This window comes from Pseudomonas batumici (assembly GCF_000820515.1).
In the GTDB taxonomy this organism is placed as follows: Bacteria; Pseudomonadota; Gammaproteobacteria; order Pseudomonadales; family Pseudomonadaceae; genus Aquipseudomonas; species Aquipseudomonas batumici.
On record NZ_JXDG01000018.1, the window covers coordinates 109,481 to 128,109 of the forward strand.

General features: G+C 61.6%; 19 protein-coding genes. 4 read left to right on the plus strand and 15 right to left on the minus strand.

Annotation, left to right across the window (positions count from 1 at the left end):
* Positions 1 to 109 precede the first annotated feature (109 nt).
* The 6 genes from acpP to UCMB321_RS08600 all read right to left on the minus strand — a co-directional run bounded on the left by acpP (position 110) and on the right by UCMB321_RS08600 (position 4,104).
* Entirely contained in the window at positions 110 to 346 is a 237-nt protein-coding gene (gene acpP / locus UCMB321_RS08575) for an acyl carrier protein (protein WP_004884578.1), read from the minus strand.
* Positions 347 to 543: 197 nt separating this feature from the next.
* Positions 544 to 1,284, minus strand: a complete 741-nt coding sequence (gene fabG, locus UCMB321_RS08580) for a 3-oxoacyl-ACP reductase FabG (RefSeq protein WP_040065397.1) — start codon at positions 1,282 to 1,284, stop codon at positions 544 to 546.
* 16 nt (positions 1,285 to 1,300) lie between these two features.
* Positions 1,301 to 2,239 carry an ACP S-malonyltransferase gene (gene fabD / locus UCMB321_RS08585; protein WP_040065399.1) on the minus strand — a complete coding sequence of 313 codons (939 nt, stop codon included), beginning with the start codon at positions 2,237 to 2,239 and terminating at the stop codon, positions 1,301 to 1,303.
* A gap of 127 nt (positions 2,240 to 2,366) precedes the next feature.
* Entirely contained in the window at positions 2,367 to 3,377 is a 1,011-nt protein-coding gene (gene plsX, locus UCMB321_RS08590) for a phosphate acyltransferase PlsX (RefSeq protein ID WP_084614840.1), read from the minus strand.
* Positions 3,378 to 3,380: 3 nt separating this feature from the next.
* Entirely contained in the window at positions 3,381 to 3,563 is a 183-nt protein-coding gene (rpmF, locus tag UCMB321_RS08595; RefSeq protein ID WP_003179396.1) for a 50S ribosomal protein L32, read from the minus strand.
* Positions 3,564 to 3,576: 13 nt separating this feature from the next.
* Entirely contained in the window at positions 3,577 to 4,104 is a 528-nt protein-coding gene (locus UCMB321_RS08600; RefSeq protein ID WP_040065402.1) for a YceD family protein, read from the minus strand.
* A 106-nt stretch (positions 4,105 to 4,210) separates the two neighbouring features.
* Here UCMB321_RS08600 and UCMB321_RS08605 point away from each other — a divergent pair, with 106 nt between their 5' ends.
* Complete coding sequence (locus UCMB321_RS08605) at positions 4,211 to 4,789, plus strand: Maf family protein (RefSeq protein ID WP_040065404.1); 579 nt, start codon at positions 4,211 to 4,213, stop codon at positions 4,787 to 4,789.
* Between the two features lie 134 nt (positions 4,790 to 4,923).
* On the opposite strand, the gene UCMB321_RS08610 is transcribed toward UCMB321_RS08605, so the two are convergent.
* Genes UCMB321_RS08610 through rluC form a run of 3 tightly spaced genes read right to left on the minus strand, consistent with a single transcriptional unit; the run spans position 4,924 to position 7,542 of the window.
* A complete protein-coding gene (locus UCMB321_RS08610) occupies positions 4,924 to 5,913 on the minus strand; it encodes a S49 family peptidase (RefSeq protein ID WP_040065405.1) in 990 nt (329 codons plus the stop codon).
* A 20-nt stretch (positions 5,914 to 5,933) separates the two neighbouring features.
* Positions 5,934 to 6,596, minus strand: coding sequence for an HAD-IA family hydrolase (locus UCMB321_RS08615; RefSeq protein ID WP_040065408.1), 663 nt, complete (start codon positions 6,594 to 6,596; stop codon positions 5,934 to 5,936).
* A complete protein-coding gene (gene rluC / locus UCMB321_RS08620; protein ID WP_040065410.1) occupies positions 6,586 to 7,542 on the minus strand; it encodes a 23S rRNA pseudouridine(955/2504/2580) synthase RluC in 957 nt (318 codons plus the stop codon). The genes UCMB321_RS08615 and rluC overlap by 11 nt, the downstream gene beginning before the upstream one ends.
* Positions 7,543 to 8,254: 712 nt before the next feature.
* Here rluC and rne point away from each other — a divergent pair.
* The 3 genes from rne (at position 8,255) to UCMB321_RS08635 (ending at position 14,308) form a co-directional block, all read left to right on the plus strand.
* The gene (gene rne / locus UCMB321_RS08625; protein ID WP_209437146.1) at positions 8,255 to 11,569 is read left to right on the plus strand and encodes a ribonuclease E; all 3,315 of its coding nucleotides are present in this window, start codon (positions 8,255 to 8,257) and stop codon (positions 11,567 to 11,569) included.
* 215 nt (positions 11,570 to 11,784) lie between these two features.
* Complete coding sequence (locus tag UCMB321_RS08630; RefSeq protein WP_040065537.1) at positions 11,785 to 13,890, plus strand: lysozyme family protein; 2,106 nt, start codon at positions 11,785 to 11,787, stop codon at positions 13,888 to 13,890.
* A gap of 4 nt (positions 13,891 to 13,894) precedes the next feature.
* Complete coding sequence (locus UCMB321_RS08635; RefSeq protein WP_052451105.1) at positions 13,895 to 14,308, plus strand: hypothetical protein; 414 nt, start codon at positions 13,895 to 13,897, stop codon at positions 14,306 to 14,308.
* A gap of 17 nt (positions 14,309 to 14,325) precedes the next feature.
* Here the strand turns inward: UCMB321_RS08635 and UCMB321_RS08640 are convergent, their stop codons facing one another.
* The 6 genes from UCMB321_RS08640 to UCMB321_RS08665 all read right to left on the minus strand — a co-directional run bounded on the left by UCMB321_RS08640 (position 14,326) and on the right by UCMB321_RS08665 (position 18,624).
* Positions 14,326 to 14,931, minus strand: a complete 606-nt coding sequence (locus UCMB321_RS08640) for a nucleotidyltransferase family protein (protein ID WP_040065417.1) — start codon at positions 14,929 to 14,931, stop codon at positions 14,326 to 14,328.
* Positions 14,924 to 15,910, minus strand: a complete 987-nt coding sequence (locus UCMB321_RS08645; RefSeq protein ID WP_040065542.1) for an XdhC family protein — start codon at positions 15,908 to 15,910, stop codon at positions 14,924 to 14,926. The genes UCMB321_RS08640 and UCMB321_RS08645 overlap by 8 nt, the downstream gene beginning before the upstream one ends.
* A 287-nt stretch (positions 15,911 to 16,197) precedes the next feature.
* Positions 16,198 to 17,217: a UDP-N-acetylmuramate dehydrogenase gene (gene murB / locus UCMB321_RS08650; RefSeq protein ID WP_040065418.1), complete on the minus strand. Its 1,020-nt coding sequence runs from the start codon at positions 17,215 to 17,217 to the stop codon at positions 16,198 to 16,200.
* Positions 17,214 to 17,678, minus strand: coding sequence for a low molecular weight protein-tyrosine-phosphatase (locus UCMB321_RS08655; RefSeq protein WP_040065419.1), 465 nt, complete (start codon positions 17,676 to 17,678; stop codon positions 17,214 to 17,216). Before UCMB321_RS08655 ends, murB begins: the two co-directional genes overlap by 4 nt.
* Positions 17,678 to 18,442 carry a 3-deoxy-manno-octulosonate cytidylyltransferase gene (kdsB, locus tag UCMB321_RS08660; RefSeq protein ID WP_040065420.1) on the minus strand — a complete coding sequence of 255 codons (765 nt, stop codon included), beginning with the start codon at positions 18,440 to 18,442 and terminating at the stop codon, positions 17,678 to 17,680. Before kdsB ends, UCMB321_RS08655 begins: the two co-directional genes overlap by 1 nt.
* Positions 18,439 to 18,624: a Trm112 family protein gene (locus tag UCMB321_RS08665; protein WP_007931663.1), complete on the minus strand. Its 186-nt coding sequence runs from the start codon at positions 18,622 to 18,624 to the stop codon at positions 18,439 to 18,441. The genes kdsB and UCMB321_RS08665 overlap by 4 nt, the downstream gene beginning before the upstream one ends.
* Between the last annotated feature and the right edge of the window lie 5 nt (positions 18,625 to 18,629).

The following is an 18,629-nucleotide window of genomic DNA, read 5'->3' on the forward strand; positions in this document are numbered from 1 at the left end:
CACTCTCCTTTATCCTGTTGACGACACTTTGCCTCACACCTAAAGAAAAAACCGCACGCCGTAATGGCAGTGCGGTTTTTCCATGACAGCAGGCAACGATTACAAACGATTAAGCCTGATGGCTGTTAACGTAATCGATAGCGGCTTGTACGGTGGTGATTTTTTCAGCTTCTTCGTCAGGGATTTCGGTCTCGAATTCCTCTTCCAGAGCCATCACAAGCTCAACGGTGTCAAGGGAGTCGGCACCCAGGTCTTCAACGAACGAAGCAGTGTTGACCACTTCTTCTTCCTTGACGCCCAGTTGCTCGGCAACGATTTTCTTGACGCGTTCTTCGATGGTGCTCATACCTTGTTTTCACTCCTAATGGAAAAATTCAGGCAGCTGGCCGGTGGGTAAGTGTATAGAAAGGCTTTTCAGCTTTTCAACCGAAAGCTTCAGCCTTCGTCCCCCCTTTGCCCCCTGCCCGTCAATAAGTTGCAGCTTTATAACGGATTTTAGACCGCTCGTATGACATTTTTTTGAAGCAATCCGTCACATTTGAATCACATGTACATCCCGCCGTTCACCGGGATTGTAGCCCCAGTCACGTAAGCCGCACCGTCCGAGGCCAGAAAAGCGACCACTTGCGCGATCTCTTGAGCCTGGCCCAGACGGCCCAGCGGAATCTGCGTCAGCAAGGCTTCACGCTGCGCCTCGGGCAATTCGCGGGTCATATCGGTGTCGATGAACCCTGGGGCCACCGAGTTTACCGTAATCGAGCGCGAACCGACTTCACGCGCCAGCGCGCGGCTGAAACCTTCGAGGCCGGCCTTGGCTGCCGCGTAGTTTACTTGGCCTGCGTTGCCCATGGCACCCACAACCGAACCAATATTGACGATTCGCCCCCAACGCGCCTTGGTCATGCCGCGCAGAACGCCCTTGGACAGGCGGAACAGGCTGTTGAGGTTGGTATCGACCACGTCGTACCACTCGTCGTCTTTCATCCGCATCATCAGGTTATCGCGGGTGATACCGGCATTATTGACCAGGATCGCCGGCGCACCGAACTGCTCGGTGATGCTGGCCAGTACCGCGGCAACGGATTCATCGCTGGTTACATTAAGTTCCAGGCCGGTGCCCTGAATCCCGTGCTCCTTGAGGGTTGCGGCAATACGCTCGGCGCCCGAGGCCGAGGTCGCGGTGCCGACGACCACGGCGCCGAGACGCCCCAGCTCGAGGGCGATGGCTTGGCCGATGCCACGGCTGGCGCCGGTGACCAGTGCAACTTTACCTTGCAGACTCATGCAGGCTTCTCCTGATTCAGGCCCGCGCCGCGCGCGTGGCGGCGAAGGCATCCGGGGTATTGAGGTTGGACGTGTTGACGCCATCGGCGCAACGCTTGTTCAGGCCGGCCAGCACCTTGCCAGGGCCGCACTCGACCAGTTCGGTGGCGCCGTTGGCCGCCAGGCACTGGACCGACTCGACCCAGCGCACCGGCTTGTAGAGTTGTTCCAGCAGGTCGCGCTTGAGGGTCGCGAGGTCGGCGGCCACCTGGGCGCTGACGTTCTGTACCAGCGGGATCTGCGGGGCCTGCCAGTCGATGGCGGCGATGGACTCGGCAAAGCGCTCGGCGGCCGGACGCATCAGCTCGCAATGGGACGGTACGCTGACCGGCAGCGGCAGGGCACGCTTGGCGCCCTTGGCCTTGCAGGCTTCCATGGCGCGCTCGACGGCCGCCTTGGCGCCGGCGATCACCACCTGGCCCGGCGAGTTGAAGTTCACCGCGCTCACCACCTCGCCCTGGGCGGAGTCGGCGCAGGCGGCAACCACATCGGCATCGTCCAGCCCGAGGATCGCCGCCATGGCGCCCTGCCCGGCCGGCACCGCTTCCTGCATCAACTGGCCACGACGCTCCACCAGCTTCACCGCATCGCCCAGGCTCAGGCTGCCGGCGGCGACCAGCGCGCTGTACTCGCCCAGGCTGTGCCCGGCGACATAGGCCGGACGCGCACCGCCCTCGGCCAGCCACAGGCGCCACAAGGCAATGGAGGCCGTGAGGATGGCCGGCTGGGTCTTGTCAGTCTGGTTGAGCTGCTCTTCCGGCCCCTGCTGGGTCAGTGCCCAGAGGTCATAGCCCAGGGCATCGGAGGCTTCTTTGAAGGTCTCCAGGATCAGCGGGTATTGCGCGCCCAACTCGGCCAGCATGCCGAGGGACTGCGAGCCCTGCCCTGGAAAGACGAATGCGAGGGATGTAGACATGTAACAAGCCCCTAATGATCTTGTCGTCGAAAAATTGACGTCCCGCCTTGGCGGACGCAAGAAACTGTCAGTTTGGATGGCTGATCGAACTGAGCGGTCACATTTAAGCATTCCCACGGGAAAACGCCTAAAGCAATAGATCCTCCAGGCGACCGTGAAGGCGCTCAGGGAGGTTTTCCTGGATCTCGATCAAGGCCCGGGCAATCGCACTCTGGAAGCCCTCGGCCCCGGCGGAGCCGTGGCTCTTGATGACAATCCCCTGCAGGCCGAGAAAACTCGCACCGTTGTGCCGCGCCGGAGTGAGATCGGCCTTGAGGCGCTTGAACAACGGCAAGGCCAGGGCGCCGACCAGCCGCGAAGCCAGGTTCCGCCGGAACAGCGTCTCGATCCGCGCGGCGATCATGGTCGCCAGGCCTTCGCTGGACTTGAGCAGGATGTTGCCGACAAAACCGTCGCACACCACCACATCGGCCTCGCCGCGATACAGCCCGTCACCCTCGATGAAGCCGATGTAGTTCAGCCCCCGCGCCTGTTGCAACAGATTCGCCGCCAGCTTGACCTGCTGGTTGCCCTTGATGTCCTCGGTGCCGACATTGAGCAAGGCGACCCGGGGCCGCACCACGCCGAGGGCCTCGGCGGCCACCGCGCCCATCACGGCGAACTGGAACAGGTGCTCGGCACTGCAATCGACATTCGCCCCCAGGTCCAGCAACTGGCAATAGCCACGCTGGGTCGGAATGGCCGCGACCATGGCCGGACGATCGATCCCCGGCAACGTCTTGAGCACATACCGCGACAAGGCCATCAAGGCTCCGGTATTGCCGGCACTGACACAGGCCTGGACCTTGCCATCACGCAGCAACTGCAAAGCCACGCGCATCGACGAATCCGGCTTGCCACGCAGGGCCTGGGACGGACGCTCGTCCATGGTGATGACTTCGGCGGCAGGGGTAATGGTCAGGCGCGCGCGATCCACAGCCGGATGGCTGGCGATCAGGGGTTCAAGCTGGGAAGGTTGACCGACAAGGGTCAGGTGCAGCGAGGGCGTGGCGGACAGGCAGGCAATACTGGCCTGGACAATGCTGCGGGGACCGAAGTCCCCGCCCATTGCGTCGATCGCGATGATCTGAGCGGACAAGATTTACTCGTCAGCGCCCTTGTCGATCACTTTACGGCCACGGTATACGCCTTCTGGCGATACGTGGTGACGCAGGTGAACTTCACCGGTGGTCTTTTCCACGGACAGGGTGCTAGCCTCGAGAGCATCGTGGGAACGACGCATGTCACGGGCAGAGCGGGATTTTTTGTTCTGCTGAACAGCCATAATTGATTAACTCCTAAACGTTTGGGTCACGCTTTAACTGCGCCAATACACTGAACGGGTTGGACCGCGTTACCTCGTCCTCGCTCGGTTCGGGCTCATCGAGCCCCGCCGGCTGCTGGCATTCTTCCGGATGATGAGCAGGCACAATGGGCAAGGCGAGCAGAAGCTCTTCCTCGATCAATGCCTGCAGATCCAAAGGATCTTCGCCCAGTTCCAGCACGTCATAACCTTTCGGTAACGACTGGGTATTCGCACCCTCCTTCACCACAGCGTAACTGCATTCGCTGTGGATCGGCAGGGTGACCAGCTCAAGACAACGCTGGCAAACCATTTTGACTTCGGTGTCGATAAAGCTGTGAATCGTCACAGTTTTACGTTCATCTCGTTCAAAAACGAATTTAGCCTGCACCGTACCGACAGTGTCGGAAAGCGAGTCGCAGAGTCTCTCCAAATCGGCCAGCAGCAGTTCACCTTGAAGGGTGGTGCCACGATCAGCCAATTTGCGCGGGTCAACGTGAGGTGGAATCGGGTCATTCAACATAGGCGCAGCATTCTAGGGATGCCCCCCGCCACTGTCAAAGGAAATTAGGCCCTGTCCGTCAGCAGGAGAGCCGACTAGAATCGACGGCCTTCTTCAGGAGAACCGCATGCTGCCTCTGTTACTTGCCTCAAGCTCCGCCTATCGGCGGGAATTGCTGACCCGCCTGCGCCTGCCCTTCACCTGTGCCGCGCCGGCTATCGACGAAAGCCAACGCCCGGGCGAAGCGGCCATCGAGCTGGTCAAACGCCTGGCCGAGGAAAAGGCCCGGGCACTGGCCGCCAGCCATCCGGCGCACCTGATCATCGGCTCGGACCAGGTCGCGGTACTCGGCGACCGGATACTCGGCAAGCCCCACGGCTTCGAGAAGGCCCGCGAACAACTGCTGGCCGCCAGTGGCGCCCGCGTGAGCTTCCTGACCGGACTGGCCCTGCTCAACAGCCGGACCGGGACCTGCCAGGTGGACTGCATCCCCTTCACCGTGCAGATGCGCCATCTGGATGTCGCCCGTATCGAACGCTACCTGCATGCCGAGCAACCCTACGACTGCGCCGGCAGCTTCAAGGCCGAGGGCCTCGGGGTCAGCCTGTTCCAGGGCACGGAGGGGCCGGACGCCACCAGCCTGATCGGGCTGCCGTTGATTCGCCTGGTGGATATGTTGCTGGCCGAGGGCATGCAGATTCCGTAATGTTTTCCATCGCAGAACCCTCAGCCTGCCGGCTGATCGCGAGCAAGCTTGCTCCTACAAGGTACCGGTACTACGCGTTTCTCCAATAAAAAAACCGGTCATTCGCGACCGGTTTTTTTATTGCTGCACAAGCATCAGCGCAAGGTCGGCCCCTGGAAGCCCATCCACATTGCCAACTGCTCCGCGACACTGGCACCGAGCTTTTTCGAGAAACGATCGAAAGGCGACTCCTGAACGGTAAAGTCCACCAGCTCCTTCTCGCCGATCACATCCCGCGCCACCGAACTGGCACTGCCCAGGCCGTCCACCAGCCCCAGCGGCAACGCCTGCTCGCCGGACCAGACCAATCCCGAGAACAACTCGGGATGTTCCTTGTCCTTCAGGCGATCACCACGCCCCTTCTTCACGCTGGCGATGAACTGGTTATGAGTGGTATCCAGCACCCCCTGCCAGAACAGGGTCTCATCGGCCTTCTGCGGCTGGAACGGATCAAGAAACGCCTTGTGTTCCCCCGAGGAGTAGGCGCGACGCTCCACCCCCAGCTTGTCCATGGTGCCGACGAAACCGTAGCCGGCCGCCGTCACACCAATGGACCCCACCAGGCTGGCCTTGTCGGCATAGATCTCGTCCGCCGCGCTGGCGATGTAGTAGGCACCGGAAGCACCCAGATCGGAAATCACCGCATACACCTTGGTATCCGGATGCAGGCCACGCAGGCGACGAATCTCGTCATACACATAACCCGACTGCACCGGACTGCCGCCCGGGCTGTTGATCCGCATGATGATCGCCTTGACCTTCGGATCCTCGAAGGCACTGCGCAGACTGCCGACAATATTGTCGGCACTGGCCGACTCCTTGTCCGCAATCACCCCGCGCACCTCGATCAGCGCGGTATAGCGGGCACCATGACCGGCGCTCTTTTCCTTGCCGATCAGCGGCGAGAGCATCACCAGCGCGCCAAACAGATACAAAAAGGTCAACAGCTTGAAGAAAATCCCCCAACGCCGCGAACGGCGCTGCTCCTGCACACCGGCCAGCAAGGTCTTTTCCAGCAGCTTCCAGCTCTTGTCGTCGCCCGGCTCGGCATTCGCCTTTGGCGGCGCGCTCCATTCATCAGACATGCGTACTCACCCCAACGAATTCAATTGACCCGGCCATCGAGCCAGGCATGCAACTGTGGAAAACTGTCAATCGCCAAGCGCGGCTCGAACGCCCGCAACTCATCCAGCGACAAGGCACCATAGCCCACCGCCACTGAATCCATGCCAGCATTGCGCGCCATTTGCAAATCGAACGCCGAGTCCCCGACCATCAAGGCCTGGGAAGCCGGGACAGCGCAATGGGCGAGAATCTGTTCCAGCATCAACGGGTGCGGCTTGCTGGCGGTTTCATCGGCGGCGCGGGTGATATCGAAATAATCCAGCCAGCCATGGGCCTTCAACACCCGGTCGAGCCCGCGACGGGCCTTGCCGGTCGCTACCGCCAGTTGATAGCCCGCGGCACGAAACGCCTCCAGGGACTGCACCACGCCCGGAAACAGCGGCGAAGGCACCGCCTCGAGGGCAATATAGCTGTCGGCATAGTGCTGACGAAAGACAATCAGCTCATCGTCGGTGATCGTCGGGTACAAGGTGCGAATCGCTTCCGGCAAGCCGAGACCGATAATGCCCTTGACCGCCTTTTCATCGCGCTGGGCGAACCCCGAACGAGCGGCAGCCACCCCCATCGCCTCGACAATCCGACCAATGGAGTCGGCCAGGGTGCCGTCCCAATCGAAAATCAGCAGCTTGTATTCAGACCGCACTCAGTCGCTCCACCGTCTTGGCCCACATTTCATCCACCGGCGCCTGCAACTTCAACTCGCCACCATCCGGCAGCGGCACGGTCAGCATGTAGGCGTGCAGAAACAGACGCTTGCCGCCCAGGTCACGAATCTCCTTGGTGAAGTCATCATCGCCATACTTGCTGTCACCGGCAATGCAATGCCCGGCGTGCAGGGTGTGTACGCGAATCTGGTGGGTACGACCGGTCACCGGCTTGGCCTCGACCATCGTCGCGAAATCACCGAAACGGCGTAGCACCTTGAATACCGTGAGCGCCTCCTTGCCCTCTTCGTTGACCTCGACCATGCGCTCGCCGGAACGCAGGTTGCTCTTGAGCAAGGGCGCACGCACCTGCTTGACGGAGGTAGCCCAGTTGCCGCGCACCAGGGCCATGTAGCGCTTGTCGACGCCATCGCCGCGCAGCGCTTCGTGCAGATGGCGCAACATGCTGCGCTTCTTGGCGATCATCAGCAGGCCGGAGGTGTCGCGGTCCAGGCGATGGACCAGCTCCAGCTCCTTGGCGTCCGGACGCAACTGCCGGAAGGCCTCGATCACGCCGAAGTTCAGGCCGCTGCCGCCGTGCACGGCGATGCCGGCCGGCTTGTTGATCACGATCAACGCCTTGTCCTCGAAGACAATCGAGTCCTCCAGGCGCTGCAACAGGCCCTGGGCCAGGGGCACCGGCTCGTCGCGCTCGGGGACGCGCACGGGCGGAACCCGCACGACATCACCGGCCTGCAGTTTGTACTCGGGCTTGATGCGCCCCTTGTTCACCCGCACTTCGCCTTTGCGCAAAATGCGGTAAATCAAGGTCTTGGGCACACCCTTGAGCCGGGCGAGAAGGAAATTGTCAATGCGCTGGCCGGCATATTCCGGCGAGACCTCAAGCAGTTGTACGCCTGGAGTCGGGGGGGTAGTCGTCGTCATGTCGGCGATGATAACAATTTTTTATGGAATTGAAGCACTTAATCATTGCTGCTATAGTCGCGAACGCCGCCAAAAGCGGCTGGACAGAGGACCAACGGCCAACCGCCGGCCCTGACCAACGCAATTCATCAGGATGCGAGGCCGTCCTACGGGGCTTTCGCCGTTCGAGGAAAGGTTCGCGACCGTAACGAGCGCAGGTGACATGAGGCCTGAAGCGCGCCGGAAAACTGAGTCAACACTCGTTTCCCGAGCCGGTATTAACGGCCAGTTCACAAAGTGCAGTCGGTCACGAGTCACACCTGGGCGAAGGCTTCGGAAACAACGCCTAATTAGCCATGAGCGTGCTTTTCCCTTTCGGAGAACACGGTAAATGCCAACCCGCTGCGGATTCTGCGCGCGGCCGCACCCGAATTATCAAGGATACGTGTAGGGTGGAGATGCACAACCGTCGGACTGTGTAGCATTAGGCTTGATCAAGACGCTTCATATCGTCCACACCCGCGGTTGATTCCTCCTCCTGACAGAGCTTTTGCTTGCGAAGGTGTCGTTTGTCACCCTTCGAGCAGGACGCGTGAGTCGCGACTTCGCCCCCTCTGGACGAACCTCGGCCGACACAGGAATGGCCAACCACTCCTGACGCACCTGACACCGACCGTGAGAAGTCGTGTGTGCCGAACGCCGTTTCCGGCAGCCCGGAAACCGACGGTACTACATGAAAAGAATGCTGATTAACGCAACTCAACCCGAAGAGTTGCGTGTTGCCCTGGTAGACGGCCAGCGCCTCTACGACCTGGACATCGAGTCCGGTGCCCGCGAGCAGAAGAAGGCCAACATCTATAAAGGCCGGATTACTCGCATCGAGCCAAGCCTTGAGGCTGCCTTTGTCGATTTCGGCTCCGAGCGCCACGGCTTCCTGCCGCTGAAAGAAATCTCCCGCGAATACTTCAAGAAGGCCCCCGAAGGCCGTGTCAACATCAAGGACGTCCTGAGCGAAGGCCAGGAAGTCATCGTCCAGGTCGAGAAAGAAGAACGTGGCAACAAGGGCGCCGCCCTGACCACCTTCATCAGCCTGGCTGGCCGTTACCTGGTGCTGATGCCGAACAACCCGCGTGCCGGCGGTATTTCCCGGCGCATCGAAGGCGAAGAGCGCAACGAACTGCGCGAGGCCCTCAATGGCCTGGTCGCCCCGGCCGACATGGGCCTGATCGTGCGCACTGCCGGCCTTGGCCGCAGCAGCGAAGAAATGCAGTGGGACCTCGACTACCTGCTGCAACTCTGGACCGCGATCAAGGAAGCCTCCCTGGACCGTTCCGCGCCTTTCCTGATCTACCAGGAAAGCAACGTGATCATCCGCGCGATCCGCGACTACCTGCGCCAGGACATCGGCGAAGTGCTGATCGACAGCGTTGAAGCCCAGGACGAAGCCCTGACCTTCATCCGCCAGGTGATGCCGCAGTACGCCAGCAAGATCAAGCTGTACGAAGACAGCGTGCCGCTGTTCAACCGCTTCCAGATCGAAAGCCAGATCGAAACCGCCTTCCAGCGCGTCGTCGAACTGCCTTCCGGCGGCTCCATCGTGATCGATCCGACCGAAGCCCTGGTGTCCATCGACATCAACTCGGCCCGCGCCACCAAAGGCAGCGACATCGAAGAAACCGCGCTGCAGACCAACCTGGAAGCCGCTGAAGAAATCGCCCGCCAGTTGCGTCTGCGCGACATCGGCGGCCTGATCGTCATCGACTTCATCGACATGACCCCGGCCAAGAACCAGCGCGCCGTGGAAGAAAAAGTCCGTGAATGCCTGGAAGCCGACCGTGCCCGCGTCCAAGTGGGCCGTATCTCGCGCTTCGGCCTGCTGGAAATGTCCCGCCAGCGCCTGCGTCCGTCCCTGGGCGAAAGCAGCGGCATCGTCTGCCCGCGCTGCAACGGCACCGGCATCATCCGTGACGTCGAATCGCTGTCCCTGGCGATCCTGCGCCTGATCGAAGAAGAAGCCCTGAAGGACCGCACCGCCGAAGTCCGCGCCCAGGTGCCGATCCCGGTCGCTGCCTTCCTGCTCAACGAGAAGCGCAACTCGATCACCAAGATCGAACTGCGCACCCGTGCGCGCATCGTGATCCTGCCGAACGATCACCTGGAGACGCCGCACTTCGAAGTGCAACGCCTGCGCGACGACAGCCCGGAAGCCCACAGCGCCCAGTCCAGCTACGAAATCGCCGCGGCCGCCGCCGAAGTCGAAGACGCCCAGCCGGCTGCGGCCACCCGCACCCTGGTTCGCCAGGAAGCGGCGGTCAAGACCGCTCCGGCCCGCGCCAACGCCCCGGTTCCGACCGAAGTGGTGGCGGCTCCCGTGGCCGCCCCCGCGCCTGTCGCGGCCGAGCCAAGCCTGTTCAAGGGCCTGGTGAAGTCCCTGGTCAGCCTGTTCGCCAGCAAGGAAGAACCGGTTGCCCCGGCCGTGGTTGAAAAACCGGCGGCCGAGCGCCCGGCGCGCAACGAAGAGCGTCGCAGCGGTCGCCAGCAGAGCCGCAACCGTAACGGTCGCCGCGATGAAGAGCGCAAGCCGCGTGAAGAGCGTGCGCCACGTGAAGAACGTGCACCGCGCGAGCCTCGTGAAGAACGCGCCCCACGGGAAGAACGTGCACCGCGTGAAGAGCGTGCGCCGCGTGAACTGCGCGAAGCCCGTGACGAAGCACCGGCCGTAGCCCGTGAGGAACGCGCTCCGCGTGCCCCTCGTGAAGAACGTGCTCCGCGTGCCCCGCGTGAAGATCGCAAGCCACGTGGCGAGCGTGAGGAACGCGTGCGCGAACTGCGTGAACCACTGGATGCCGCACCGGCCGTTGCCGCGGCTGCAACGGCGGCTGCCGTGGTCGCGGAAGAGCGTCCGGCCCGTGCGCCACGTGAAGAGCGCCAGCCACGTCCACCGCGTGAAGAACGCCAGCCGCGTGCCGAACAGGCCGCAGCCGCCGCTGAAGAAGAAGTGTTGCAGGGCGAAGAGCAACTGCAGGACGACGGCCAGGACCACGCCGAAGGTGGCGATCGTCCACGTCGCCGCTCCCGTGGCCAGCGTCGTCGCAGCAACCGTCGCGAACGTCAGCGTGACGCCAACGGCAATGTGATCGAAGGCTCGGAAGAAGGCAGCGAAGAACACCACGAACCCGCCACGGCTGCCGAACTGGCTGCCGGCGTGGCCGTGACCGCCGCCGTCGCCGGCAGCGTGATCAGTGCTCCAGCCGAGGCCCAGGCGCATCGCCAGGCCGAACTGGCTACTGCCGCAACCCAGGAAGCCCCTGCGGTCGAAGCGCCGGTCGTTGAAGCCACCACCCCGGTAGTAGCCCCAGTGGCACCGGAAGTGGAAGTCGCTCCGGTGCACGCCGCCGAGCCTGTGGTCGAAGCCGCCGTCGAACCGGCTGTTGTCGCTGAACCGCCGGTATTCGTGGCGCCTGAACCGGCCATCGAAACCCCGGCTGTCGCAGTGCCTGCCGTTGAAGAGCCGGTTGCCCAGGCCGCTGTCGCCGAAGCCGTGGTTGTTGAAGCTCCGGTTGCGCAAGCAGCAGAGCCTGCCCAGGAAGTCCAGGCCACGTTCCAATGGTCCGAGCCAGCAGTCGCTGCACAGGCCCCGGTGACTGAACCCGTGGTGGCTGCAGAGCCGGCCGTGGTTGCACAGCCAGAGCCTGCTCCGGTTGTGGTCGAGGCGGCTGCACCGGTGGTCGAGGCGGCGCCAGCCAGCGCCCTGACCAGCAGCGGTCGCGCGCCGAACGATCCGCGTGAAGTGCGTCGTCGCAAGCGTGAAGCAGAGCGTCTGGCCCAGGAAGCCGCCGAACGCGCCGCTGCTGCCCCGGCAGTAGAGGCCGTGGTCGCTGTCGAGCCGGCTCCTGCACCAGAAGCCGCTCCGGTAGCCCCTGTGCACGCTGAGAGCGAGACGGTTGCACCGACCACCCTCGACGAAAACCTGCAGTCCGTCGAAGAAGTGGTTGAACACAGCCCCAAAGCCCCGGAAAAAGCCCACGAGCCTAAACCCCTCGTCTGATTCCGACGGCTGTTGAAAAGCCCCGCCTGCAGCGATGCAGGCGGGGCTTTTTTTGTCCGTGATTCCGGTTGCCTGACAAGTCCCGCCCATTTGAGGCTCAAGCCGTCATATAGAAAGGAAAGGCCTTACATTGCAGGTTGAAGTCCGCTGACTGACTTCAGTTTTTCGTCGGTGCACAGTCAAGCCTCTCAGGGATGGGTGAGAGGGCGATGTTCATGACGGACGCAAACAAGACACTGGCCTGGTGCTTTCCTTTCAAGACTGCCGGCGCCCGCAGCCGGGAAGTCACTGACCCGCAAGGCTGCTACGACGCCCTGGCAAAAGCCACGGGCGGCACCTATCCGCAGGGACAAAGCGGCCTCTGGCATGGTGGTGTGCATTTCGACAAGCACACGGCGGCACTCCTCAACCAGGAGACCGTGCGCTGCATCGCCGACGGCGAGGTCATTGCCTACCGTATCGATCAGACCTACCCCTCCTCCCTCAAGGCCAACGGCGAACCGGCTGACTATTCGACGGGGTTCGTACTGGTCAAGCATTGCCTGAGCCTGCCTGGCGAGCCGCCGCCGTCGCTGACGTTCTACAGCCTGTACATGCATTTGCTCAGTTGGGAGCATTACCAGCACGAACCCGACAGAGCCAGGCCCGGATTCTGGAGTGGAGAACCTGAAACCAAGGGTCGAGTCATCCTTCTCGCCTCCCCCTTTGCCATCCAGGCCGGGGAATTGATCGGCCATCCTGGCACCTTCAGTACACCCCATCATGCGGATGGCGCTGGCCTGCTGCATCTGGAAGTCTTCAGTTGTGACGATGTTCCGGCCTTTATCGAGAAAAGCCGTGCCTATGCCGCTCGCCTTCCCGACAGCGAAAGAGCGCTGGCAAGAATCAGCGCAGTCGCCAGTGCGCTGGCGCCTCACACACCACAGATCAATGCCGTCAATCCACCGAAGATGGCGATGCGCAGCCTGCGTACGCTTCCGGGACTGATCCTGCCGCGGGTGGTCCTGGACAATCTGCCGTCCGATCACCGGATCCGCGACACCTTTGCCCCTCCTGGCCTGAAGCCCTACACCCAGAACTGGTGGCACCTCAAGAATCGCATGGCCGATGCCAGCGGCCAGCGTGTCAGCGGCTGGCTGGGCGAGAGCGCGTTGTTCTTCGACCACTACAGTCCCTGGGATTGGGTGGGCTTCGACTGCCTGCGCGAGACGAGCTGCCATAGCGAACAACTGGCCTGCCATTTCCAGGCGCAGGAGCTGCTCAGCAAGGCGCAACAGGCCGACTACGACTTGCTGGTGCACAAGGCGAACAACGGCCCGATCAAGACCCGATTGCGCCAGATCCTCCAGGGCAGCGCCGACTCCATCGCGGTCAGCCCGCTGCTGACGCCCGAGCGAATTCGCAGCGCGCTGGACAATCCCCATCATGCTCAAGCCATTTCGCAGTTGATCGTCCATTACGAAAGCGAGTGGTTATGGAATCCCGCCAAATGGAATGAGCTGGATCCCCTGCTGCGGCATAGCGAAAACGAGCCCAATGAAAGTTGGCTGGAGGAGAAAAAGCGTATTCGGAAACTGTCCTGGTGGGCGGAGTTGGCGGGGAAACATGGGATCAGCCCGGACGGGAAAGCCTGGCATTTTCATCCCATCGGGTTGTTGGCGAACTTCGTCGCCATAGAAGATGAAAACGACCTCAAGTGGCTCAAGGTGGAGCGAGGGCAACTGACGTTTGATGTGGAGGGTAATGATATTGAGGATCCGGCACATCCGCTGCATATCTACTTCAGTCGCAAGGTGCATTGGCCGGGTGGTGCTTCAGGTATAACCATCGGTCGTGGGTATGACCTGGGACAGAACAAGAATGCCGAAGCCGATCTAGCAGCGGCCAATATTCCTGAGCCGTTGTATAGCTGGTTGATTGGGGCCAAAGGGCTTCATGGGCAGGCGGCGAGAAATTATCTCAAGGCTGCCAGGGCGGAGATCAAGAGCTTTTCTATTTCAAGAAAGCAGCAGCATGAACTATTCAAACCGGTCTATGAATTCATGGAAAGCGAAGTCCTTCGAATCTCGGGAAACCCTGGCACAACCGACAAATATGGCACATTGAACTGGAGTTCAACCCATAACGCAATCAAAGACCTGATCATCGACTTAAAATATCGAGGTGATTACGACAACAGATCCAGGGCTCTGCTACAACGGCATATCACAAACAATGACATCAACAAACTGTATTCAGTTATCAGCGCCCCATCAAACTGGCCAAACGTGCCCAGCGACCGGTTCAACAGACGTATAAACCACATAAATAAATTCAGGTAGAAAAATGAAAAAAATAATCGCCCTGCTACTCATTTCCACCAACACCTACGCAACCAGCGAAAAAGCAAACTACAACACCATATACGAGGCAAAATCGAGAAGAATCGGTGAAGTGGTAGCCCGATATATTAAAACTCATGACGATCCCTGCCTGACTATAGAAGTGTTAGACCCGGACAAAAAATGGACCATTTTATCCAGAAAAAAGTTCTGTTCCATAAATGGTAAAGCTTTCACAAATCAGGTTTCTTATTCCGACTTTGAAGAAATAACTTTCTCGGACAAGGGAATCAGTAGCAGCCTGCTTGTATTCCCTCTATTGCCCGCTGCACGCGAGAGATACGACTGCCTGATCCCAATCAAAGGCCCCAAAATAGGAGGGCTCACCTGCTCCGAACCTACCTATGAGTACGATTAAAATAAATCCGACATCAATCAGCTGGAAAATTTTCCGCGAAATATCAAACACTCTGGCCTATCAACATCCCAAAGCACACCATGATCTTCAACAGACAGCTCTCGCACGTTGCCTCCCGCAAACAACGGCTTGGCCCCGCGATCCCCCGACAACCCCATCAAGGCCGGCCCAAACAAGCGCCCGAATCCCACCGGGTGCCCATACTCGCCCTGAAAAACCGGCACGCAGATACCGTCGTCTTCAATCCCCTCCATCACCCGCGCCACCGTCTCCGGCAGGATAAACGGCATATCCCCCAGCAGCACCAACCATCCCGCCTGATCGGTCGTCGCCGTCACGACGGCGGCGAGGCTGTCGCCCATGCCCGTCGACTCGATCAGCAATACCCCACAGCCATACGCCTGCGCCAGGCCAATCACCTCGACCCGATCCGCCGTCGTCACCAGCAATCGGGCTCCAGGCCCCTGCGGTAAACTCAGCAGCACATGCTCCAGCACCGCCCGCTCGACCCCATCACGCCCAACGCACGGTGCCAGCAACTTGTCCTGATCGGCACCCGCCACTTGCCGATAGCGACTGCCCTGCCCCGCCGCCAGGACAATGGCCGCGATCGCCTCACTCACTGCTCGCCAACTCCGTTTTTTTCTGCCGCAATTCGACGCCGTTCTTGATCGCCACGATTTCCGCCATCAAGGACAAGGCGATCTCCGCCGGTGTATGGCTGCCGATATGCAGCCCGATAGGCCCATGCAGACGTCCGATAGCCTCGCGGCTCAAGCCCAGCAGCGCCAGATTATCCCTGCGCTTGCGACTATTGACCTGTGAACCCAGCGCCCCGACATAAAACGCCCGGGAATTCAGCGCCGTAAGCAGCGCCATGTCATCCAGGCGCGGATCGTGGGTCAGGGCGACAATCGCCGTACGCTCGTCGGTTTCGATGCCGAGCACCGCTTCATCCGGCATGCCCGGCACAAAACGCCCGTGCTGCGCTTCCCAGCCCTGGACAAACTCCGCGCGCGGATCACAGATCAGTACTTCGAAATCCAGCAAGCGGGCCACCTCCGCCACATAGCGCGACAACTGCCCGGCACCGATCAACAACAAGCGCCAGCGCGGCCCATAGATCGCCCGCAAGGTCCGCTCGTCGAATGTCAGAACGTCCTGCCTGCTCGCCGAATGCAGCGTCACCGCCCCGCTGTGCAGGTCCAGCTCACGAGCCACGATCTCATGGTCTTCGCAGCGCCGCAGCAGCTCGGCGACCCACGCCGGATCGCCCACCCATTCCTCGGTCAGGCGCAACGTGCCACCACAGGGCAGGCCGAAACGCGCCGCCTCGTCCCGCGTCACCCCATAGGTGATCAACTGCACCGCCGGCCCGGTCGCCGACAAGCGTCCATCCTGCAGACGCTGGATCAGGTCATCCTCGATACAACCACCGGACACCGAACCGATCACCACGCCGTCCTCCCGCAAGGCCAGCATCGCCCCCGGCTGGCGCGGCGCGCTGCCCCAGGTCTGGACCACGCTGTACAGCACCACCCGCTGTCCCGCGCGGCGCCATTGCAGGACACTGCGCAGGACATTCAGATCCACGCTGTCCATCACGCTTTCACCTGACGTCTTGACCATTGAGTTTCAAGGTAATCATAAGCACGCCCGCATAGTTCGAGGTCATGGGGTCGAGGCCTCTGCCAACGACAGCCGCACGCACGGCACAGCAGATGAACCCAGGCTGATCAGACTTTTTATGAAGTAAACACTTCATCAACACGTTATTGAAGTCAGTATTTACAGCGTAAATCGGCCCAGGGAAAGCCGTATCGATAAAAAAAGCCCTGTACACGCTACATATACAGGGCTTTCAGGGGGAACCCGTCTTCAGCATAGCTTCAGTAGAGGTTCGGCTCCATTTCCAGAGCAACGGAGAATCGTTGCAGGATGTCAGCCTGGATGCGACGCGCCAGAGCCAGCAACTGCTGGCCGCTCGCAGTACCGTAATTGACCAGCACCAGCGACTGTAAACGGTGTACACCCGCATCCTCTTCGCGAAAACCTTTCCAGCCCGCCGCTTCGATCAGCCAGCCCGCCGCCAGCTTCACCTGGCCGTCAGGCTGTGGATAACTCACCAGTCCGGGGTGAACCTGCTTCAATTCGGCCGCCTGGGCAGCCGGCACCAACGGGTTCTTGAAGAAACTCCCGGCATTGCCCAGCACGGCCGGATCGGGCAACTTCTCGTTGCGGATACTGCAGATCGCCCGACTGACATCGCCGGCGGTCGGCTGGCTGATGCCCTGCTCGGCCAGGCGTTGGGCCACCGGGCCGTAACCCAGGTGCAGGTGCTCGGCCCGACTCAGGGCAAAACGTACACGCAGGATCACCCAGCGCCCGGCGGCATGCTTGAACAGGCTGTCGCGATAGCCGAACTGGCACTCCTGCAGGGAAAACTCGCGCAACTCGCCGGTCTCGCGATCCAGGGCGGTCAGGCCGGCGAACACATCCTTGATCTCGACCCCGTAGGCGCCGATGTTCTGCATCGGTGCCGCACCCACGGTGCCGGGAATCAGGCTGAGGTTTTCCAGGCCACTCCAACCCTGGGCCAGGGTCGACAGCACAAAGGGATGCCAGGGCTCACCGGCCTCGGCTTCGATCACCACATTGACGCCGTCATCGTGCAGCAGCCGAATTCCCCGGGTGGCCATGCGCAGCACCAGCGCCTGGATATCCGCCGTCAGCAGCAGGTTGCTGCCACCGCCGATCACCAGCAACGGCAGTCGATGCTCTGCCACATAAGCCAGGGCCTCGCGGACATCGTCATCGTCATGGGCCTCGGCGAACCACTGTGCGCGAACATCGACGCCAAAGCTGTTATAGGGCTTGAGGGACACCCCGGCTTGCAGTTGCAGGGTCATAGACGCCCCTTGAGTTCGATCACCAGCCGATCGCAGGCCTGTTCGATCAGGTCCAGCACCTGCTCGAAACCGTGTTCTTCGTCGTAGTACGGATCCGGCACTTCCTCCACCGCGCCGTCATAACGGCGCAGGAACAGGTCCAGTTCGGCCTTGCCCTGGGCCGGCTGCAGCAACTTGAGATTGCGCAGGTTGCTCTGGTCCATGGCCAGGATCAGGTCGTAGCGGTTGAAATCCGCCGCGGCGACCTGCCGGGCGCGCTGGGCCGACAGGTCGTAGCCGCGCATCCGCGCCGCCCGCTGGCTGCGACTGTCCGGCGGCTTGCCGACATGCCAGGGGCCGGTGCCGGCGGAAGCCACCTCGATCTGTTCGGCCAATCCGGCCTCACGCAATTTGTGCCGCAAGACACCTTCAGCCGTGGGCGAACGACAGATATTGCCCAGGCAGACAAACAGAACCCGCATCAGGCCTCCAGCAACCGACGAACGCGATCGAGGTCTTCAGCCGTGTCGACGCCGGTGGGTGGCGCCTCCAGGGCATCGGCGACGTGGATCCGTACGCCGTGCCACAAGGCCCGCAGTTGCTCCAGGCGTTCGGTGGTTTCCAGCCAGCACGGCCCCCAGCTGACGAAGTCATGCAGGAAACCCGCGCGATAGGCGTAGATGCCGATATGCCGACGGAAAGGCACGCCTTGCGGCAGTTGCTCGCGACTGACGGCAAAGTCATCCCGCGCCCAGGGCAGGGTCGCGCGGCTGAAGGTCAGGGCCAGGCCGTTGATATCACTGGTCACCTTGACCACATTCGGGTTGAACAGCGCTTCGAGGTCATGGATCGGCTCAGCCAGGGTCGCCATGCGCGCTTCGCCGTGGGCCGCCAGGTTGGCCGCGACCTGGTCGATCACCACTGGCGGAATCAGCGGCTCATCGCCCTGGACGTTGACGACGATGGCATCGGCCGCCAACCCCAGCAGGGTGGCGACCTCGGCCAGCCGATCGGTGCCGGACTCGTGGTCTTCGCGGGTCAGCAGCACTTCGGCACCGAAGGCCCGGCAGGCCTCGACGATACGCGCATCATCGGTGGCCACCACCACCCGCTGGGCGCTGCTTTTGCGCGCCTGTTCCCAGGTGTGCTGGATCATCGGCTTGCCGGCGATCAGTTGCAGCGGCTTGGCCGGCAGGCGGGTGGAGGCGAAACGCGCCGGGATGACAACGACGAACGGGGTGGTCATTTGTCCAGGCGCTCGTCGGTGCTCAGGGTACGGGCTTCGCTTTCCAGCATCACCGGGATGCCGTCGCGGATCGGATAGGCCAGGCCCGCGCCCTTGCTGATCAGCTCGGTCTTGTCGGCGCTGAGCTTGAGGGGACCCTTGCAGATCGGGCAGGCGAGGATGTCGAGCAGTTTGGTGTCCATGAAGG

Coding starts and splice junctions, on each gene's coding strand:
- murB (WP_040065418.1), bottom strand. CDS start 17,217: ATGACCCTGCAACTGCAAGCCGGGGTGTCCCTCAAGCCCTATAACAGC.
- acpP (WP_004884578.1), bottom strand. CDS start 346: ATGAGCACCATCGAAGAACGCGTCAAGAAAATCGTTGCCGAGCAACTG.
- UCMB321_RS08635 (WP_052451105.1), top strand. CDS start 13,895: ATGAAAAAAATAATCGCCCTGCTACTCATTTCCACCAACACCTACGCA.
- UCMB321_RS08610 (WP_040065405.1), bottom strand. CDS start 5,913: ATGTCTGATGAATGGAGCGCGCCGCCAAAGGCGAATGCCGAGCCGGGC.
- UCMB321_RS08600 (WP_040065402.1), bottom strand. CDS start 4,104: ATGTTGAATGACCCGATTCCACCTCACGTTGACCCGCGCAAATTGGCT.
- UCMB321_RS08630 (WP_040065537.1), top strand. CDS start 11,785: ATGACGGACGCAAACAAGACACTGGCCTGGTGCTTTCCTTTCAAGACT.
- rpmF (WP_003179396.1), bottom strand. CDS start 3,563: ATGGCTGTTCAGCAGAACAAAAAATCCCGCTCTGCCCGTGACATGCGT.
- UCMB321_RS08665 (WP_007931663.1), bottom strand. CDS start 18,624: ATGGACACCAAACTGCTCGACATCCTCGCCTGCCCGATCTGCAAGGGT.
- rne (WP_209437146.1), top strand. CDS start 8,255: ATGAAAAGAATGCTGATTAACGCAACTCAACCCGAAGAGTTGCGTGTT.
- fabG (WP_040065397.1), bottom strand. CDS start 1,284: ATGAGTCTGCAAGGTAAAGTTGCACTGGTCACCGGCGCCAGCCGTGGC.
- rluC (WP_040065410.1), bottom strand. CDS start 7,542: ATGACGACGACTACCCCCCCGACTCCAGGCGTACAACTGCTTGAGGTC.
- fabD (WP_040065399.1), bottom strand. CDS start 2,239: ATGTCTACATCCCTCGCATTCGTCTTTCCAGGGCAGGGCTCGCAGTCC.
- UCMB321_RS08605 (WP_040065404.1), top strand. CDS start 4,211: ATGCTGCCTCTGTTACTTGCCTCAAGCTCCGCCTATCGGCGGGAATTG.
- kdsB (WP_040065420.1), bottom strand. CDS start 18,442: ATGACCACCCCGTTCGTCGTTGTCATCCCGGCGCGTTTCGCCTCCACC.
- UCMB321_RS08645 (WP_040065542.1), bottom strand. CDS start 15,910: ATGGACAGCGTGGATCTGAATGTCCTGCGCAGTGTCCTGCAATGGCGC.
- UCMB321_RS08655 (WP_040065419.1), bottom strand. CDS start 17,678: ATGCGGGTTCTGTTTGTCTGCCTGGGCAATATCTGTCGTTCGCCCACG.